Source organism: Neobacillus niacini (genome assembly GCF_023715415.1).
Taxonomy (GTDB): Bacteria; Bacillota; Bacilli; order Bacillales; family Cytobacillaceae; genus Neobacillus; species Neobacillus niacini_C.
Genome location: NZ_JAMBOB010000002.1, coordinates 83,946 through 102,037, shown reverse-complemented (window position 1 = coordinate 102,037; position 18,092 = coordinate 83,946). Strand labels below are relative to the sequence as shown.

17 protein-coding genes are annotated in these 18,092 nt (G+C 37.5%); 1 reads left to right on the top strand and 16 read right to left on the bottom strand.

Annotated elements, in window-relative coordinates:
- Positions 1 to 134 precede the first annotated feature (134 nt).
- A complete protein-coding gene (locus M3189_RS03885) occupies positions 135 to 1,046 on the top strand; it encodes an AEC family transporter (RefSeq protein WP_251632243.1) in 912 nt (303 codons plus the stop codon).
- A gap of 71 nt (positions 1,047 to 1,117) precedes the next feature.
- Here the strand turns inward: M3189_RS03885 and M3189_RS03880 are convergent, their stop codons facing one another.
- The 16 genes from M3189_RS03880 to M3189_RS03805 all read right to left on the bottom strand — a co-directional run bounded on the left by M3189_RS03880 (position 1,118) and on the right by M3189_RS03805 (position 18,071).
- Positions 1,118 to 1,627, bottom strand: a complete 510-nt coding sequence (locus M3189_RS03880; RefSeq protein WP_251632236.1) for a hemerythrin domain-containing protein — start codon at positions 1,625 to 1,627, stop codon at positions 1,118 to 1,120.
- A gap of 157 nt (positions 1,628 to 1,784) precedes the next feature.
- Positions 1,785 to 2,714: an AEC family transporter gene (locus M3189_RS03875; RefSeq protein ID WP_251632234.1), complete on the bottom strand. Its 930-nt coding sequence runs from the start codon at positions 2,712 to 2,714 to the stop codon at positions 1,785 to 1,787.
- 212 nt (positions 2,715 to 2,926) lie between these two features.
- Positions 2,927 to 4,324 (bottom strand): CitMHS family transporter, encoded by a 1,398-nt coding sequence (locus M3189_RS03870; RefSeq protein ID WP_435368059.1) that lies wholly within the window; start codon positions 4,322 to 4,324, stop codon positions 2,927 to 2,929.
- A gap of 77 nt (positions 4,325 to 4,401) precedes the next feature.
- A complete protein-coding gene (locus tag M3189_RS03865; RefSeq protein WP_251632230.1) occupies positions 4,402 to 5,094 on the bottom strand; it encodes a response regulator in 693 nt (230 codons plus the stop codon).
- Positions 5,078 to 6,685, bottom strand: a complete 1,608-nt coding sequence (locus M3189_RS03860) for an ATP-binding protein (RefSeq protein ID WP_251632981.1) — start codon at positions 6,683 to 6,685, stop codon at positions 5,078 to 5,080. The genes M3189_RS03865 and M3189_RS03860 overlap by 17 nt, the downstream gene beginning before the upstream one ends.
- Before the next feature lie 30 nt (positions 6,686 to 6,715).
- On the bottom strand, positions 6,716 to 7,438 hold the full coding sequence (locus M3189_RS03855; RefSeq protein WP_251632228.1) for a response regulator: 723 nt from the start codon (positions 7,436 to 7,438) through the stop codon (positions 6,716 to 6,718).
- Between the two features lies 1 nt (position 7,439).
- Positions 7,440 to 9,008, bottom strand: coding sequence for an ATP-binding protein (locus M3189_RS03850; protein WP_251632226.1), 1,569 nt, complete (start codon positions 9,006 to 9,008; stop codon positions 7,440 to 7,442).
- A gap of 91 nt (positions 9,009 to 9,099) precedes the next feature.
- Positions 9,100 to 10,626 carry a tripartite tricarboxylate transporter permease gene (locus tag M3189_RS03845; protein WP_251632224.1) on the bottom strand — a complete coding sequence of 509 codons (1,527 nt, stop codon included), beginning with the start codon at positions 10,624 to 10,626 and terminating at the stop codon, positions 9,100 to 9,102.
- 24 nt (positions 10,627 to 10,650) lie between these two features.
- Positions 10,651 to 11,103 (bottom strand): tripartite tricarboxylate transporter TctB family protein, encoded by a 453-nt coding sequence (locus tag M3189_RS03840; protein WP_251632222.1) that lies wholly within the window; start codon positions 11,101 to 11,103, stop codon positions 10,651 to 10,653.
- 58 nt (positions 11,104 to 11,161) lie between these two features.
- Positions 11,162 to 12,190 (bottom strand): Bug family tripartite tricarboxylate transporter substrate binding protein, encoded by a 1,029-nt coding sequence (locus M3189_RS03835; RefSeq protein WP_251632220.1) that lies wholly within the window; start codon positions 12,188 to 12,190, stop codon positions 11,162 to 11,164.
- A gap of 215 nt (positions 12,191 to 12,405) precedes the next feature.
- Positions 12,406 to 13,053: a ThuA domain-containing protein gene (locus M3189_RS03830; RefSeq protein WP_251632980.1), complete on the bottom strand. Its 648-nt coding sequence runs from the start codon at positions 13,051 to 13,053 to the stop codon at positions 12,406 to 12,408.
- A 24-nt stretch (positions 13,054 to 13,077) separates the two neighbouring features.
- A complete protein-coding gene (locus M3189_RS03825) occupies positions 13,078 to 13,773 on the bottom strand; it encodes an SDR family oxidoreductase (protein WP_251632217.1) in 696 nt (231 codons plus the stop codon).
- Between the two features lie 54 nt (positions 13,774 to 13,827).
- Positions 13,828 to 14,286 carry a VOC family protein gene (locus tag M3189_RS03820; RefSeq protein WP_251632215.1) on the bottom strand — a complete coding sequence of 153 codons (459 nt, stop codon included), beginning with the start codon at positions 14,284 to 14,286 and terminating at the stop codon, positions 13,828 to 13,830.
- Positions 14,287 to 14,318: 32 nt separating this feature from the next.
- Entirely contained in the window at positions 14,319 to 15,248 is a 930-nt protein-coding gene (locus tag M3189_RS03815; protein ID WP_251632214.1) for a carbohydrate ABC transporter permease, read from the bottom strand.
- A gap of 11 nt (positions 15,249 to 15,259) precedes the next feature.
- Positions 15,260 to 16,123 (bottom strand): ABC transporter permease, encoded by an 864-nt coding sequence (locus tag M3189_RS03810; RefSeq protein ID WP_251632979.1) that lies wholly within the window; start codon positions 16,121 to 16,123, stop codon positions 15,260 to 15,262.
- Between the two features lie 292 nt (positions 16,124 to 16,415).
- The gene (locus M3189_RS03805) at positions 16,416 to 18,071 is read right to left on the bottom strand and encodes an ABC transporter substrate-binding protein (RefSeq protein ID WP_251632212.1); all 1,656 of its coding nucleotides are present in this window, start codon (positions 18,069 to 18,071) and stop codon (positions 16,416 to 16,418) included.
- Positions 18,072 to 18,092 lie beyond the last annotated feature (21 nt).

Below are 18,092 nucleotides of genomic sequence, written 5' to 3'. Positions count from 1 at the left end.
GAAATGTGACGAAACCATAAAATGTTTCTCACTATACAACAGGGGAAGTAAATTATTTTGATTGAAATTATGGGTTCATTAGAACTAAACTAGTAAGGGAGTTATTTTACATCATAGAGGAGCGTTATTTATTCATGAATCAGGAGTTTCTTACGATTATTATCATCATTGCCTTTGGTTATCTATTAAAACGATTAAATATACTACAAGAAAAAGATGGGGAAGTAATTTCGAAAATCATTTTTAAGATCACCCTTCCTGCCCTAGTTATTGTAACTTTTGATACGGTAAAAATAGAAACTTCATTAATTTTGTTACCAGTCATTATAATTTTTTATGGAATGATAACAGCTATTCTCGGCCTATTATTCTTTAAAAATGAGGAAAGAGAACTTAAAGGTTCCCTTTTGATGTTATCTGACGGTTTTAATGTTGGCTTATTTGCATTTCCTTTAGTTTATGCAATCTGGGGAATGGAAGGATTAACTTACTTTAGTATGTTCGATGTGGGATCATCTTTTCTTGTCTTTGGAATCTCTTTTATTTTTGGAAGTTATTTTTCAAATGAAGGTCTTCGTCTTAACCCTTTAGAAATTCTAAAAAAACTTGGAAAGTCTATTCCGTTAATGACTTATATTATTGCTAGTATATTAAACTTTAGCCATATCCATCTACCTGATATGTTCATTGAAGTTGCAAGTACAATCTCAGCAGCAAATATACCATTATCATTAATACTATTAGGACTCTTTTTAAATTTTAAGTTTGACAAACAATTTATTAGGCCTATGTTGAAATTTTTAGCTTTCCGATATGGCTTAGGTCTTATCGTGGGTTTAGTGTTATTCTTTACCCTTCCATCTGGCATCATGCTTCGCTCTACCATTCTGATTGGTCTATTGCTGCCGGTTGCATCTTCTGCCTTAACTTTTGCAGTTGAATTTAAATATAGCATTACTAGCATCCGTTTTATTGCGACGATGGCAAATATAACGATGTTAGTAAGTATTGTGATCTTATATCTTTTTGCAAACTTTATTTTATAGTGTTTTAAATGAAACAAACCAACTAAGTGTACTTTTTAAAAGAATACTTAGTTGGTTTGTTATTTATATCATTATTTCACCTGAAAAAGTCGTTTAAGTTCCTCTTTCTCTTCAACCGAAAGTATCTTCTCTGCCAATGGAAACAACACTTTTTCTTCCTTTGCAAAGTGTTGTGTTAAGGTAGCATAAGCTTGGACTGCGTATACGGTGATCCATTGAGCAGTATTTTCATATATAGTTGATCCCGCCTGTTCAGCTTCACTTAGAAAATCCTGAAGATGCCCCTCTGCCTTCTCATGTTCTTCTTCCATTACCTCAATTGTTCTATCATTCTCCCCTAAGCGGCGAGACATCATAGGGAACAACCCTTCATCCTCACGTTTGGAATGTGCCTTCAGCGCAATAGAAAAAGCTGAAACCTGTTCATGCAATTTCGCAAACAATTGAACCACTGCGGGCCCAGAATCGGATTCTATCTCTTCCGTGATTTCATAGAAATGGTTCATATCTTTCCGGAGCGCCACATGTTCATCCATTAATTGTTGCAACGGAGCGCTTAATACAACGTTCGAAGTTTCCACCGTGAAACCCTCCTCATTACGTTCATACCCAGCCTATGAATTTCCTATTCTCCATGTTTTCGATCGTATCTATTCACTCTTCTTAAATCATACGCCAATCGTGTGGATAATTTTGTGATGATAATCACGGTTTCAAATAAAAACGAAGTGAAAACTGTCATACTAAAAAGAGTATTTTTGATAGATAAACAACAATTGCAACTGTAATACCGCTGATGATAGTAGTTAATAGAACCGCTTGTGAAGCATATTCTGGATAATTATCATACTCAAGTGCAAGCAGAGCACTATTTCTTGAAGAAGGGAATGAGCTTGCGATAAATAAAGCCTGAGCAGTAATATCCGTTAATCCAAGAATAAAGATAACTAGTAATCCAATGATAGGAGATATAATCAACCGACCGATTACTATCCAAACAATGGGTCTAGAAATTCGTGTAATCTTTAAAAATGCCACTTGAGCCCCAAGTGTAACAAGCGCAACTGCCAAAAACGCATTCGAGGAATTTTCAATAGGCCTCCACACAAATTCAGGGATATCAATATGTAGCCATTTCAATAATATTGCCAATAATAAAGCATAAATAACCGGGAGACGGAAAATTTTCCAAAAGATATCTCTACCACTGCTCTCGGCAGAGACACTGTTGAAAAAACCATATGTGAATGTAAGGAGATTTTGAAAAATAGAAATAATAATCTGTATCGACATACCTGCAGGATTAGCGGCAAATACTAGTTCACTAACAGGCAGACCGTAATTACCTGAATTGCTCAAAACCATACTGTTTTTAAAAGTAGCTGTCAGCTTACGGTCAAACCTGTTCGCTTTTGCAATTAACATGCTGGTTAGGATTAGGAGGATATTAAAAAGTAGTAAAAATACTAACGTTTGGCTAATTAACTCGCCTGACATTTTGCTCTCATATATATTTACAAAACAAACCGCTGGCAATAAGAAATACACCGTCAATGTTGACAGTGTAGATAAGTCAAGCCTAATTGAACGCTGAAGTAAAGCCCCTGCCCCTATTAACAAGAATATCGGAAAAATGATATCTAGTAAAATATGAAATAAAATACTCATCCAACTTACCTTCTCTCTCTGAAGAAAAAAAGATTCCTACCTCTTACACTACCTAATCGTTAAAATAAATGACCTCGGAAAGAATCTTACAACCTGAGACATTTTTAAAGGCTTCCTTGGCTTCTTTTTCGGAATTAAATTCAAACATTGAAATATTGTTACCCTTTGAATAGACAGTGATTATCCACATTAACATTCATCTCCATTCTATTTTAAAAAGGAATGATTGATAAACCAATAGCAACAACAATCATTACTAAAGTCGAACCACAAGCCCATTTGAGGAATGTACGCTGTAATTCCCCAAAATCTTCTCCAACCAAACCGACTAATAAGTACGTTGAAGGTACTAGAGGACTTAATAGATGAACAGGCTGCCCCAATAGTGATGCTCGTCCGATAAACTCAGGGTCAATTCCATAAACACTTGCTGCTTTAGCAAGCAAAGGTAAAACACCATAGTAAAAGGCGTCATTAGACATGAAAAACGTTAATGGTGCACTGATAATAGCAGTAATGATTGCAAAATGAGAACCAAGTACATCTGGAATATAGGAAATCATGGTGTTTGCCATGGCATCTACCATTTTCGTGCCTGAAAGAATTCCAGTAAAAATACCTGCAGCAAAAACCATTGAAACGACCGATAACGCATTATCAGCATAATTAGCAACACGTTCTTTTTGATCACTCAATTTTGGATAATTTATCGTAATCGCCAGCGCAAATCCAAGCATAAACAATACGGTTGTTGGAAGCACCTCTTTAATTAACGCAACTAATAGAAGGATTGTAATAAAATAGTTTACTATAATTAACTTTGGTCGTTTTAAATATACGTCCTCTGTTGTAGCGGCTACCTCGGACATCGTGCTGTAATCAATTTGCAATACACCAATTCGCTTCCGTTCTTTTCTCCCAAGACAGTATGCCATAAACAAAACGAACAATATTCCACCCGCCATGCTAGGTATAACTGGAGTGAAAACTTCGGACATTTCAAGATGTAATGCCGTCATTGCTCTAGCAGTAGGACCTCCCCATGGAAGCAGGTTCATTACACCTGAAGCTGATATGGCAATTCCAGCAAGAATCAATGGTTTCATGCCTATTCGTTTATACAAAGGCAGCATGGCAGAAATGGTAATGATATATGTAGTTGTTCCATCCCCGTCAAGGGATATCAAAAGTGCAAGGACTGCGGTTCCAATAGCTATTTTTACTGGATCTCCCTTCACCACTTTTAAGATAGTTGATATAATCGGATCAAATACCCCTGCATCAATCATGATGCCGAAAAAGAGAATTGCGAACAGGATCATAATTCCCGTTGGGGCAACACTTTTTATGCCTTCAAGCGCCATTGGCCCCATTTCCTTACCAAATCCTCCAAGCAAGGCAAAAATGACAGGGATCACTATAAGGGCAATCATAGCGGGAAGGCGTTTGGTCATAATTAAAATCATAAAAGTAATAATCATCAAGAACCCTAATATTGCAAGCATCGTCTTCACCTCTTTTGTTTGTAAATTAACTATAATCAAAATATTCAGATGTGAAAACGTTACCAAAATAAAGTTATTAACGTATATAAAATTGATTTTGTACATTTTGTTCACACGAGGATAATATTTCCATATAAGAATACTCACTGAGCATAAAAAAAAGGAGGTCATTGGCCCCCTTTCTAAACTGGATAATATTTTCTTTCCGGTCTTCCCACAATTCCATAAACCACTTCTGCTCTTACCTCCTGTTTGGAGGAAAGATATTCCAAGTACCTTCGTGCAGTGATTCGAGAAGCACCAATTTCCTTGCCCACGTCCTCTGCGGAAAGTCCCGCTCTTTTTACGTGGAAAACAGCCTTAACTTTACCTAAGGTAATTTCGTCAATTCCTTTTGGCAATCCCGCACTCTTTGTCGGTTCTTCCTGTTTCCCTTTACGAAATAGCAGGTCTACATAATTCTGATTTACTTCTTGAGTGGCAGATAGAAGCGAATGTTTTTTAATATAATCCTGGATGACTTCATCAAATCTTTCCCTGCTTACAGGTTTAATTAAGTAATTCTCAACACCATAGCTTAATGCCTTTTCAAGGAAAACTTTTTCTATTGCTGCTGTTATCATAATAATACTGACCTTTGGGAATTTCCCCCGGATTACAGGAAGCAACTCAGAACCAAGTATATCCGGCATATACACATCTAACAGTAGTAGATCAGGGTTTTGTTGCTCCAATATTTGCAAAGTCTGCTCACCATTCAATGATTTGCCAACCACATCGATTTCCTTAAACTTTTCCAAAAATTTCTCATGAATGTCAGCTATTCGAAAGTCGTCTTCCGCTATAGCCACTTTTATCCTATCCAAATTTTTCATCTCCTTGCACATTCTTTGGAAGATAAACGGTAAAAACAGTTCCGCTTTCCTCGGTGCTTTGTACCTCGATAATCCCATTCAATTCCAATACAGCCTCTTCAGCATTTGATAAGCCAAATCCCCGTGGCTCCGTGCCATTTTTAGAGGTATAACCTCTTTCAAAAAGAAGAGGAAATTCTAGGTCGCTTATTCCTTTCCCATTGTCTGAAATCTCAAAAATGATATCTCTTCCAATATCTGTAGCGAAGAACTTAACCGTCGGGATTTCGCAATCATAGACGGCTTCAAAGGCATTATCAATTAAGTTTCCAAGAATCACGATTAAGTTTGATAGATAAATATGGGAAGGTAAACTCTCTAAATAGCTATCTGAAATAATCTCAAACTTAATTTTCCTTTCTGAGGCTTTCCCTAATTTCCCTAATAAGATTGCCTGCACTTTTGTATCTTTAATTTGGTTAAACACGACTGAATTCTGAAATTGCAGCGTTTGTGTCTCACTTTGTATCATCGCAATTGCCTGGTTATATTCACCAAGTTGAAGCAGGCCCAATAAAACATATAATTTATTGGTAAATTCATGCGTTTGAGCACGGAGATCTTCCGAATAACTTTTTACTTCCGATATGGTATTTAACATTTGCTTAATTTCGGTTTTATCACGAAAAGAAGCAACAACCCCCTTAATACCTGTTTCATCGACGATTGGAGTACAATTAACGATAACCGTTTTATCTTTCCAGACCATCTCTTTATCTGTTTGAGAGTTTCCTGATTGTAATACCTCATACAAATAATTTGAAGGAAATAACCCATCCACTTTCCTATTTTTCACTGTTCCTTGAAGATGAAGCATCCTCTTCGCCTTTTGATTCATCATGGTAATATAACCATTATTATCTATCGCTAAGATACCTTCTTTTACAGCATGGAGGATAGCGTTTTTCTCTTTATAAAGGGATGCAATTTCGTAAGGCTCGAGCCCCATGGTATCCTTGCGAATATTACGTCCTAGTAATATACTGCCTAGAAGGGAAATCAAAAGAGCAAAGAAAGAAACTATGAGCACTCTGCTGATTTTATTTATAATTTGCTGTTGGACATCTTCAAGAAGAAATCCTACGGATACAATTCCGATAATTTCACCTTGATTATCAAAAATAGGAGATTTCCCTCTAATAGATGGACCGAGTGATCCCTCTGCCTTAGAGATATAATATTCCCCTTTTTTCAGGGCCCTTTTACTATCTCCTCCTGTCATTTTTTTCCCTATTTTTGTATCCAATGGATGTGAATATCTGGTTCCATCACGATTTCCGATGACGATAAATTCCGCACCGGTTTCTTTTCGTATCTTTTCTGCTATAGGCTGTATCGTTTTAGAAGGATCGCTCGTTTGAAAAGCACCGATGATAGTTGGAATAAATGATACGGTTCTCGATAGTTCTAATGCCAGCCTTCCCTTGTTTTCCTCAATTTGTTTACTTTCCATATAACTATAGAATCCTGTCAGTAGTATGATTAACAATAAACCTAGTGAGAGAACCAGCCCGAATATTTTTGTTTGTAGTGACACTTTTATTGTCTTCAGGCAGAAAACCTCCCTATTAAAATAAAGCTTTTAATATTTAGTTGCTTTTCTTGAAACGATATACACTCGTTCTGGCCGACCTACTGTTCCGTATGATAAATCGGCTTCTATACTTTCATTCGATACTAAATGTTCAAGGTACCTTCTTGCGGTTGTTCTGCTTACACCTATTTCTTTCGCGACACTCTCTGCTGTTAGCCCATATTCAACCTTCACGAGAACCTCCATCACTTTTTCAAGCGTTAGTGGGTCGATTCCTTTTGGGAGGTAAGACTTTTCATTCCCAGCTCCATCCACTTCTTTCCGTAACAGCTTGTCTACCTGCTGCTGAGTCACATGAGTATTTTCTCTTCCATATTGTAATAGCTTTCCATGATAATCCTTATATCTCAACAACGATTGTTTAAAGCGGTCAAAAACGACCGGTTTAATAATATAATCGAATACTCCTATACTAATAGCCTCTTGTACTTTATGGATTTCTTTTGTAGCTGTAATCATAATAACATCCATTTGTTTCGTTTGTTGTTTTGATTCTTTTAGCAAATCTAATCCGTTCATATCAGGAAAATAAACATCTAACAAAAGTAAGTCCGGCTGCAGTATATCAATTAAGGTTTTAGCCTCTATATAGCTTGCCGCAATCCCGACCGCTTGAAAGCCTTCAATCTGTTCAAGAAACCGCTTTTGTATTTCTGCTATCCTTAAGTCATCTTCGACTATTAATACTTCAATCTCTCGGTTCCCCTTCATTTCACAATCTCCCCCTGCTCTTTGGCATAGCCACAGTAAAAACCGTACCTTCTCCCACATTTGATGAAAATGTGACATATCCACCTAAGCCATTGATTGCCTTTTGAACTAGACTAAGCCCAAGCCCTGCATTACTAATGGTATTCTTTGTGGTATAGCCTGCTTTAAATATCTGTTCGCTATTTCTAGTATCGATTCCTTTCCCGTTATCTTCTACCTCAATTATCAGCTCCTTACCAAGGTCAGTTAGAAACAGCGTGACTCTTTTATCTTCTTTTCCATTCTCCCTAACAGCTTCAAAAGCATTATTAACAAGGTTGCCAATAATGGTTACTAATGAATCTCTGCTGATTTCATGTGGTATATCTTTAAAGCTGCTTTCTCTATCTATTGAAAAATTTACTTTTAATTCACTTGCCAGGCTTACCTTCCCTAAGATAAATCCAGCAATAATGGGATCGGGTATTTCTTTCATTAAAAATTGAATGAATCCTTGAGTGACATCTACTTCCTTTGAGATAAAATCAATGGCTTCCTTATATGAGCCAAGCTGAATCAGTCCTAGAAGGGTATATAGACGGTTTGAATATTCGTGGGTTTGAGCACGCAAACCTTCTGCATAGGCTTTTACATGGGATAATTCCTGCAATAACTGGGCCAGCTCTGATTTATTACGTAAACTCGCAACAGCCCCAATCACATTCCCTTTCTTATTGAAAATCGGAATCCGATTTGCCAAAAATACATCTCCAGATATGATAATTTCCTTATCATATTCTGCTTGTCCATTTCGAACTACTTCAAGTAGATTCGTATTTTCTAGAACCTCTTCAATTCTTTTTCCTCGGAGAAGAATCTCATTTGGAACTCCCAAAATTTTATGAGCCGTTTCATTCACTACCGTTATTCGCCCGTCGGTATCGATGGCAATAATCCCCTCATGAATAGACTCTAATATGGCATGTTTCTCTTGGTACATCCAGGCAATTTCTTTCGGTTCTAACCCAAACATTGCTTTTTTAATATTTAAAGAGATTAGTAATGCCGCTAGTAATCCACCAATTAAAATAAGAAGTGTGACAAAAAAGATTTTTTTCTGTATTTTTGAAACTTCCTTTTCAATATCTGTCTGGAGATAACCGACTGAAACAACTCCAATAACTTCTCCCTGGCTAAAGATGGGTGCCTTTCCCCGTAGAGACGGACCTAGCGTCCCGGTAGATTCCGAGATGACAGATTCTCCTTTAAAAACAAGTCCATTATCTCCCCCAACCATTTTTTGTCCTAATCGCTTCGGATTTGGGTGCGAATAGCGAATTTCATCCGTATTCCCGATAACAATAAATTCTGCCCCAACCTGTTTACGAATACTTTCTGCAATCGGCTGAATAACAGCTGCAGGATTCCCTGCTTTAAATGCCTCTTGGATATGTGGCATATTTGCTATTGATTGAGCTACAGATAAGGCTTTAGAACCTATTTCATGTTTAAGATTGGTTTCCATTATGTTTTTAAACGTAACCTCAAAAATAACTCCAATCGAAATAATAAGAAGAAGAATGACTAGCATTAACTTCGAATGTAAACGCACGCAATCACCTCAATACTTATTATAGTAAAAAAACTCCTTAAATAAAGGAGTTTTCACATTATTAAAAAAATTATCCTTCAATGTTAATAATTACATCTTTCCCTCTTCTTTTCATGATGAACGGTATTAACAGCCAGAGAAAGGTAATGATTAGAAAAGCGAGTGAAATCGGTCGTGTAAAGAAAACACTAAAATCCCCATTAGAGATTGTTAAAGCTCTTCGTAAATTATTCTCTACCATGGGCCCTAATACCAACCCAAGAACGAGCGGAGCGATTGGATAATCGTTTTTGCTTAAGAAATAGCCAAGGAGTCCACATCCCAATAAAAGTAAAAGATCGTTCGTTGATACTTGGACTGCATAGACACCAAAAATAGAGATTGCAATAATCATAGGAATCAAGAATTGCTTTGGTGTTTGAATAATTTTCGCAAACACTTTGACAAGTGGGAGATTTAATATTAATAGCATGATGTTCCCGATAAACATGCTGGCAATCAGTCCCCATGCTACTTGTGGATGGTCTTCAAACAATAATGGCCCCGGCTGGACGTTATACATCATCAATGCTCCCATTAATATAGCCGTAGTACCTGAACCTGGAATACCTAATGTTAATAGCGGGATCATCGCCCCACCTGATGCTGCGTTATTCGCCGATTCAGGTGCCGCAACCCCTGCAATGGTTCCTGTTCCAAACTTTGAAGGCGTTCTTGAAATCTTTTTTTCAAGTATATAAGAAAAGAAGGAAGCCAGTGTAGCCCCAGCACCTGGTAATATGCCCACAAAGAAGCCTAAGAGTGAACCTCGGACAATGGGTCCTGCGGACTCTTTTAGCTCAGCTTTAGATGGAAGTAAATTATTTATCTTTGCAATTTCGGTATCTTCCTCTTCTTTTTCCAAAATGGTCTTAAAAACCTCACCAACGGCAAACAACCCTACCGCAATCGTTAAAAATTCAATTCCCTGATACAACCACGGGACATCAAAGGTAAATCTAGCAATTCCAGATACATTGTCGATTCCTATCGTACCCAGTAATAAACCGAAAATAGTCATAATAAGTGCTTTTGTTACCGATTTTCCAGCTAATCCACTGACAGCCCCCAACCCTAATAGCATTAAGGAAAAATATTCTGCTGGTCCAAATTTGAGTGCGACAGCTGATAAAGGTTTTGCTAAGGCAATCAGTGCCACTAAGGTAATAATCCCAGCCACAAAAGAACCGATTGCCGCAATGGATAAGGCACTCCCTGCTCTCCCTTTCTTGGCCATCTGATAACCATCCAAAGTCGTAACGACAGAGGAAGATTCTCCTGGTGTATTTAATAGAATGGAAGTGGTAGATCCGCCATACATCGCTCCATAATAGACTCCAGCGAGCAGAATGATTGCGCTAGTTGCTGCACTTTCTGGCGGGAGTCCGCCCGTTATTGAAGCCGTCACTGGAATGAGAAGGGCAACCCCACTCATCGGTCCAATACCGGGAAGCACACCAACAGCGGTCCCAATTAAAACCCCAACAAAAGCAAAAAGGATATTGTACCAAATAAGTGCCGTACCAAATCCCTGAAATAAATAATCAAGTGTACTCATTTTCTGTCCTCCTTTCTTTCTCGCTTAAAACCAAATTGGCCAGTCTGGAAGTGTCCCTTTTAAAACTTCAACATATAAAAAATAAACAAGTCCTGAAAAACAAGCAGATATGATAAGAGATAGAATCACTTTCGAACGTTCCAGCGTTTGAAAACAAACGAATAAAAATAGAAAGGTCGAGATTACATACCCAATCGTTTCCAACGTTAAAATATAAAACAATGTTGCCGCAAAAATGATTAAAAACGGTTTGTACTGTAATTTCTCTTTTGTTCCCTGTTGATTCTTCGTAATGAAGGTTTCATAAAATAAACGGATACTTAATAAAATAAGTGCACCACCAAGAATAAGTGGAAATATATCAGGGCCAACAGCACTGCCATAGGACGAACTTTCAAGTTGCTTGCTCCCAATAATGAAAAGAACACCTACGGTGAGAAACAATACTGATGCAATGTAATCGAATTTTAATGCCATTCATAATCCCCCTTCAAAAAACTAGGGGAAGGAGAAAGTTAACTCCTTCCCTCCTTTTTTACTTTTGCATTCCTAATGCCGTTAGTAATTGCTGGACTTGGCTTTCTTGCTCCTCTAAAAACTTTTTGAAATCAGCACTATTTTTATACTCCAATTCCCAGCCTTGTGTCTCTACTTCTTTTTCCCACTCAGGAGAGTTAACAAGCTTATCAATTGCTTGTTCCCAATATGTTTTGGCTTCTTTTGTCATTTTTTCCGGACCAAAAACCCCTCTCCAAATCGTAAACTCTGCATCGACACCCTGCTCTTTTGCAGTTGGAATATCCTTAAAATCACCCGCTAAACGTTCATCTGAGGTAATCGCCAACACGCGCACCTTACCCGCCTTTAAAAATTCTTTAACACTAGAGGCATCGGTACCAATTACATCTGCGTTACCGCCAAGCAGTGCAGTAATTGCTTCACCGCCGCCATCATAGGAAACGTATTTAACCTTTGTTGGATCCACCCCATATTTATAAGCAGGTAGAATGGAAATTAAATGGTCCATGGAACCTGGTGCAGACCCACCTGCAAATGTTAGTTTACTAGGATCTTTCTTTACCTCTTCCAAAACTGATTTTAAGTCTGTAAATTTAGAATCCGCTTTTACAACAATTGCCCCAAAATCTTTTGTCAACTGTGCCAATGGTGTTGTATTTTTGTAGCCATATGGACTGTTTCCTTCTTTTTTCAGATTGTTAATCACAATCGGTGGTGAATTGACAAAGAGCATGTCATTATTTTCAACCTGTTGTGTAGCATATTCCGCCATAAAGACAGCACCGCCGCCGCCAGGCTTGTTCTCTACCGTCATAGGCTGTCCGACGATTTTCGTTTCACCCAGCACTTTTGTAAACGCTCGAGCGGTTAAGTCCCATCCTCCCCCTGCCCCTGAAGGCGCTACTACTGTAATCGCTTTCGTAGGATAGCCAGTATTTTCTTCCTTTTTACCTTGACTTGCTGTTTCATTACTGCTGCAGGCACCAAGGCTTAGGGCCAATGCTCCTGCACACATTAAAGCAGAAATTCTTTTGATAGAAAACATTTCAATTCCCCCTTGTAAACGTTTTCTTAATTTTACAAAACTTTTGAATATTTAGTAGATTATGCATTTAAACAGCATTAAAAACTTAATAACCATTTTGTTCATTTTGTTCACGAAAGGGAAGTCCCATTAAAAAAGCTTGTAGACTAATCTAGGACCTAGATTTTGTCTACAAGCTAAAATAAGCTTCCTTTAAAATTGTTTCTTATTTTTTTCTATCTTAAAATCAGCCAATTCACACATTTTCTTAAGGTTTCCAAAAATCCCTCATTCAACAATCCTTCTTTATTATGTGCAGGTGTTAAACAACATACCTTACCAGCGCCAAAACTGTGGCACCATCCAGCTGGTGATTGTCCATCAATAGATTCAGAAAATAGAAATACATTCGTATTCTCACTATCACAATGAACAAAATAATGCTCATCTACTATTTCAAATGAAGTGGTGCTAGGGAGAACGGAGTTACCTCCAATAGCTTTGTAATGAACAAGGTGATGCTTTTGTGGATGATATAAAAAATATCCTTTTAACATTTTTATATAAGCACCCTCAACAGGGAAGGAGGCTAAACCAGAATGCCATGCAAGCCAGCTTCCTCCATTTTCAACATAATTGGTAATCTTAGATGTGACTTCTTGTGTCAACCATGTCTCTACGATTTCGTTCGCAGGGTTGACTCTATTTTCTTTAAAATGAATTACCACATCCGGCTGCTTCTCAAGTATTTCTGGTAATTGCTCAGATGTGCAATAGTCAATTTGCAGGTCTTCCTTACCAAAGCTGAGAGCAGTTTCAAGTGATTGTTTCGCCCATTCACTCGAATGATAATAATCGCCTAGCACTGCTGCCAATCGAATCATTTCCTTCACCACACTTTTTTCTTTTTATAACGGCATGGGATATCCATCATGGGAGATAAAAACATTCTTACTGTCAATCACTCGTTTTCTCTCTATAATATCGAATATTCCTTTTGCAGTCTCAATTGGGTCTCCTGGTGCACGGTCGCCGCCCATATCAGTCTTGATCCACCCTGGATGAATGGAGTAAACATTCATATTACTGCCACTTACATATTGACTTAATTGCTGTGTAAACATGTTCAATGCTGTTTTTGAACTGGCATATGCGTAATCACCGCCATAAGCATTTGTTATACTTCCTGCTTCAGAGGAAATATTGATAATGGATGAACGGTCCCCCATCATTAAAAGAGGCAGGAAATGCTTTACCACTCGAATTGGTCCAAAGAAATTCACTTCGAATGTTACTTTCACTTGGTCAAGATCCAATTCCTCAATCTGCTTATCTCGTTCTAACAATACCCCTGCGTTATTAATGATAGCATCAATACTTCCAAAGTTTTCTTTAACTGATTTAGCGGCCAAAGATACTGATTCTTCATTTATTACATTTAGGGGCAGAAGTGTAATTGATTTATTTAATTCTAATTGTGTTAAACTTTCTTTGCCATTATGGAGATCTCGTACTCCAGCAAGAATTTGATGGCCTCTTTCTGCCCCGACTTGCGATAAAGCTAGCCCTAAACCTCTATTAGCTCCCGTTATCAAAATCCGCATCCTTTTGTTCCACCTTTATATAAAGTAATAATCTGAACAATTTTAAATGTCCTTTTATCTATCGTTTTCCAATAATTCTAGTATTATTTTTAGGTCTTTGAATGTGTCCATGTAAGCGTATCTTCCACCGGTGTACTCACCCTTTTGCAGCAATGGCATTTGATTACCTTCCATAAGTGCAATTTTCTCCTTCATCCCTTTTATGAAAAAAGCGATATGGTGAGGCCCTTCACCATGCTCATCAAGATGCTTCCTCCATGTACTAGGGGAATGATCTGGTTCAATTAATTCTAATTGAAGGGAGCCCATATCAAAGAATGCTAGTTTTGCTCGTGCTTCTGTTGGATCACCTTCAAACTCAGTTTGTGCCTTTTCCAATTTGTCAGTTAGACTCCATTCTGGTTTATCTATACCAAAGAAATCAGCATAAGCCTGGCTGGTTTTTTCAATATCATTCACAAGAATACCAATTTGAGCAATCACATTTGTTCCTAGAGCATTTTCTTCAAACATTTTAGTGTTCCCTCCAAAAAATCGATTTTTGATCAGCCTTTTACTCCGCCCAGGGTTAAACCTTTTACAAAATATTTTTGCAGGAATGGATAAACCATAATAATTGGCAAACTTGCCACAATGGTCATCGTTGCCCTGATGGAAGTAGGTGAAACCATATTTGCACTAGCATTCGCATTTGCAAAAGCATCCGCAGCTGTTTTTCCAGACATAGATGCATTTGAATTCTGTAATATCTTCATTAACTCGTATTGCAGTGTACTTAAGTTTGCACTAGAAGAATTGTACAAGAACACATCAAACCAGGAATTCCATTGGTAAACCGCTACAAATAGTGATACTGTCGCTAATACTGGCAGTGACAATGGAAGAACAATTTTAAGAAATATAGTAAAATCGCCTGCCCCGTCTATTTTCGCAGATTCAAACAAACTATCTGGGATTCCTTCAATAAAGGAACGAATAACGATTAAGTTAAAAACTCCGATAATTCCAGGAATAATATAAACCCAAAAACTATCTAATAGATTTAACTCCCTGATTAGTAAGTAATTCGGTATAAGTCCTCCATTGAAATACATGGTTAATACAAAGGCTATGGTTACAAACTTTTTTAATACGAACTCCTTCCTGCTAATGGTGTAAGCAACCATTGCAGTACCCAACACAGATGTTAGTGTACCAATGATTGTTCTTAAAACTGAAATAAAGAAAGAATTTACGATACTCGCTTCACCAAAAACATGTTTATAATTTGCCCAGGTAAATTCTCTTGGCCAAAGGTAAATACCGCCCTTTAAGGAGTCACTTGCTTCATTTAATGATACAGCTAACTGATTGAGAAATGGATATAACATGACCACACATAGAAAAGTTAAAAAAGAATAGTTAAAAATATCAAAAAGATAATCTCCCACACCAGAATGATGTCGAGTTGCTTTGAATAATGGTTTCTTTAGCATAATATCCCCCCCTAGAAAAGCCTCGGCTGATCAAACTTTTTGGCAATATGGTTAGCTGAAAATAAGAAGATGAAACTCACAACTGTTTTAAAAATCCCAGCAGCGGTAGCAATCGAGAAGTTCCCCATTGCCATACCGTACTTTAATACATAGATATCAAGGTTTTCAGAGTAGGATAGGTTCATTGGATTTCCTAATAAGTACTGCGCTTCAAAGCCAGATTCTAATACATAACCTAGATTCATAATAATTAAAATAATGATCGTAGGTTTCAACGATGGAAGTGTGATATGCCTTATCCTTTGCAGTCTTGATGCTCCGTCAATATCTGCAGCTTCATATTGCTCAGGGTCAATCATCGTGATGGCAGCTAGATAAATAATCGTATTCCAGCCCACATTCTTCCAAACCTCCGCTAAACCGTTAATTACCCAGAACCATTTTTCTTTTCCCAGCCATAGTATTGGTTCATCTACAATTCCCAAATTCACTAAAACAATATTGATAATCCCGTTCTCAAGTGAGAGGCTATAAGAGACAATACTCGCAGCAACGACCCACGAAATAAAATGAGGCATATAACTAATCGTTTGTATCGACTTTTTAAATCTTAAATGCCTAATTTCATTAATAAGAAGGGCGAGACCAATAGCTGTAACAAAACCCAATACTAGGTTAATAGAGCTCATACCGATTGTATTTCTAAGGACACGCCAAAAGTTCTCGTCAGTGAATAGAAACTTAAAATGCTCCATTCCAATCCATTCTTGATCCATTATGCTTCTAGCTGGTTTGAAATCCTGAAAGGCAATCGACCAACCCCATAGTGGAATATATTTAAAGATAAATAACCAGATTAGGAACGGAAGGCTCATGGCTAAAAGTACCTTTTGTGACTTCAACTTCGTGAAGAATGTTTTATTCCTCTTCTTAGAAACAGATACTGAAGGATTTATTGCTTCCTCTGACGCTCTAGTTCCGATTTCCATACTTGCCCCTCCTTTTTCTAAACTATATATACTAAAATCATAAGCTACTCTCTTATTCGTGAACCCTTTTAAAGGGAGTGGCTTATGACTTCAGTATGCACGCAAACCTATTAATAGCAGAAGACCGATATGGCCAATTGGGCGATATCGGCCTTCTATTGTTTATACTATTAAACTATTATTTTGCTTCAGCAGCCTTAATGCGGTCTTTCACTACTTTATCCATTAAATCTTCTAAAGCCTTTGCATCAAGTTTGTTAAATTCTTCGATATACTGGTCCCAAACCTTGTCAAAGTCACCTGGCTTAGCTAGAACTAATTTAGGGAAGAATTCTTTTGTTAAGTCTGTCTTTCTTTGTCCAAAGATTTGAGCATCAGAGCCCTGTTCAATAACAGCACTCCATGTTGGATACCATGGACGATCATCTGGATCTGCAAATAAATCGGAGAATACTTCAGCATCGTATGCCTTTAGAATAGCCTTATCACCATCAGTGTAAGATACTTGAGCAACTTCCGGCTGTTTACCTGGAACCCAAGCATTTCCATCACTATAAAGCATGTCACCCATTGGCCAGTAATACTCAAAAGTGTTTAAACCAGATTCATCACGGTACTTTTCATCACTAGTTTTCGCAAACTGCTCCTCAGTTTGATAGAATTTTCCTTTGTCATCCACGCTATAGGTTTCGTCTTTAATTCCCCAGAACATTAACTTTTGATTTTCCTCTTTAACCATATTGTCAAAATACTTAATAATGCGGACGGGATCTTTAGCGCTTACTGTGATACCAACTCCACGGTTATTAATGAAAGCAGGCGGATCGATATATTGATCTTTTTGTCCATCAAATGTGATTGGAAGCGGCATATATCGTAAATCATCATTTCCAGCGACCTTCAGATTATCCAATGATTGTTGAACCTGCCAGCCGTAGTCAAAGAATCCTAAAACGCGGCCAGAAGCTATTTTAGCAAGATATTCATCATAGTTCGCTACAAATGCTTCTTTATCAAAAAGACCTTTACTATTTAGTTCGTTTAACTCTTTAAAATAACGTTTTGTAACATCGTTATCTGCATAAACGTCCGTTTTGTGTGTCTTCATATCTACAATAACTTCACCATCATTAGGGTAGCCTGCAAGATGGTTCGGAACGTTTGAAAGTGCGAAGAAGCGCCAATCATAGGTTAAAGCTGTAAATCCAATGGTAGAAGCTCCATTCATTTCCGGATGTTTTTTCTGATAGTCTTCAATTAATGCTAAATACTCATCAAGTGTCTTAATCTTAGGATAACCAGCTTCCTTTAATACGCCACGCTGAATCCAGAATGCACCTTGTGTAATATTAGGGTCTTTAATAAATCCTTGCTTTGCAGCAAATGGTATAAAGTTAATTTTGCCGTCCTTATCTTTCATTTGCTCCCAATGTGGTCCGTATAACTTTTTAATATTTGGAGCATGTTCCTCAATCAATTCAGTAAGGTCAATAAATGCTCCAGCATCTAATATTTTATCAATTGCGATATCTGGAACTAGAACATCAGGATACTTCCCACTAGCAATCATCGTTCCAATCTTTGTATTGATGTCACCAACTAAATACTCAGTTTTAAAATTCACACCTGTTTGGTCTTCAAAAATTTTCCCAATCTTTGTTTCATTTGTGTTTAAGTCTTTTCCTGGGGAAGCAGCATTAAAATACGTAAATGTTACCTTGTCTTTGGAATCACCGTCCGATGATTTCCCGCTTGTACTATCGTCTTTTGTACAGCCGACGATGGTGATAAGCATCATAACCATCAAAAGAACAGATAAGGACTTTTTAATCATTTTGAAACCCCCTTAATGTGT

Excerpts from the sequence above, each read along its gene's own strand:
- M3189_RS03830 (WP_251632980.1), bottom strand. The coding sequence starts at position 13,053 with ATGATTCGATTGGCAGCAGTGCTAGGCGATTATTATCATTCGAGTGAA.
- M3189_RS03885 (WP_251632243.1), top strand. The coding sequence starts at position 135 with ATGAATCAGGAGTTTCTTACGATTATTATCATCATTGCCTTTGGTTAT.
- M3189_RS03825 (WP_251632217.1), bottom strand. The coding sequence starts at position 13,773 with ATGCGGATTTTGATAACGGGAGCTAATAGAGGTTTAGGGCTAGCTTTA.
- M3189_RS03855 (WP_251632228.1), bottom strand. The coding sequence starts at position 7,438 with ATGAAGGGGAACCGAGAGATTGAAGTATTAATAGTCGAAGATGACTTA.
- M3189_RS03805 (WP_251632212.1), bottom strand. The coding sequence starts at position 18,071 with ATGATTAAAAAGTCCTTATCTGTTCTTTTGATGGTTATGATGCTTATC.
- M3189_RS03810 (WP_251632979.1), bottom strand. The coding sequence starts at position 16,123 with ATGAGCCTTCCGTTCCTAATCTGGTTATTTATCTTTAAATATATTCCA.
- M3189_RS03845 (WP_251632224.1), bottom strand. The coding sequence starts at position 10,626 with ATGAGTACACTTGATTATTTATTTCAGGGATTTGGTACGGCACTTATT.
- M3189_RS03840 (WP_251632222.1), bottom strand. The coding sequence starts at position 11,103 with ATGGCATTAAAATTCGATTACATTGCATCAGTATTGTTTCTCACCGTA.
- M3189_RS03870 (WP_435368059.1), bottom strand. The coding sequence starts at position 4,324 with ATGTACAAAATCAATTTTATATACGTTAATAACTTTATTTTGGTAACG.
- M3189_RS03865 (WP_251632230.1), bottom strand. The coding sequence starts at position 5,094 with ATGAAAAATTTGGATAGGATAAAAGTGGCTATAGCGGAAGACGACTTT.
- M3189_RS03850 (WP_251632226.1), bottom strand. The coding sequence starts at position 9,008 with ATGCTAGTCATTCTTCTTCTTATTATTTCGATTGGAGTTATTTTTGAG.
- M3189_RS03820 (WP_251632215.1), bottom strand. The coding sequence starts at position 14,286 with ATGTTTGAAGAAAATGCTCTAGGAACAAATGTGATTGCTCAAATTGGT.
- M3189_RS03815 (WP_251632214.1), bottom strand. The coding sequence starts at position 15,248 with ATGCTAAAGAAACCATTATTCAAAGCAACTCGACATCATTCTGGTGTG.
- M3189_RS03835 (WP_251632220.1), bottom strand. The coding sequence starts at position 12,190 with ATGTTTTCTATCAAAAGAATTTCTGCTTTAATGTGTGCAGGAGCATTG.
- M3189_RS03875 (WP_251632234.1), bottom strand. The coding sequence starts at position 2,714 with ATGAGTATTTTATTTCATATTTTACTAGATATCATTTTTCCGATATTC.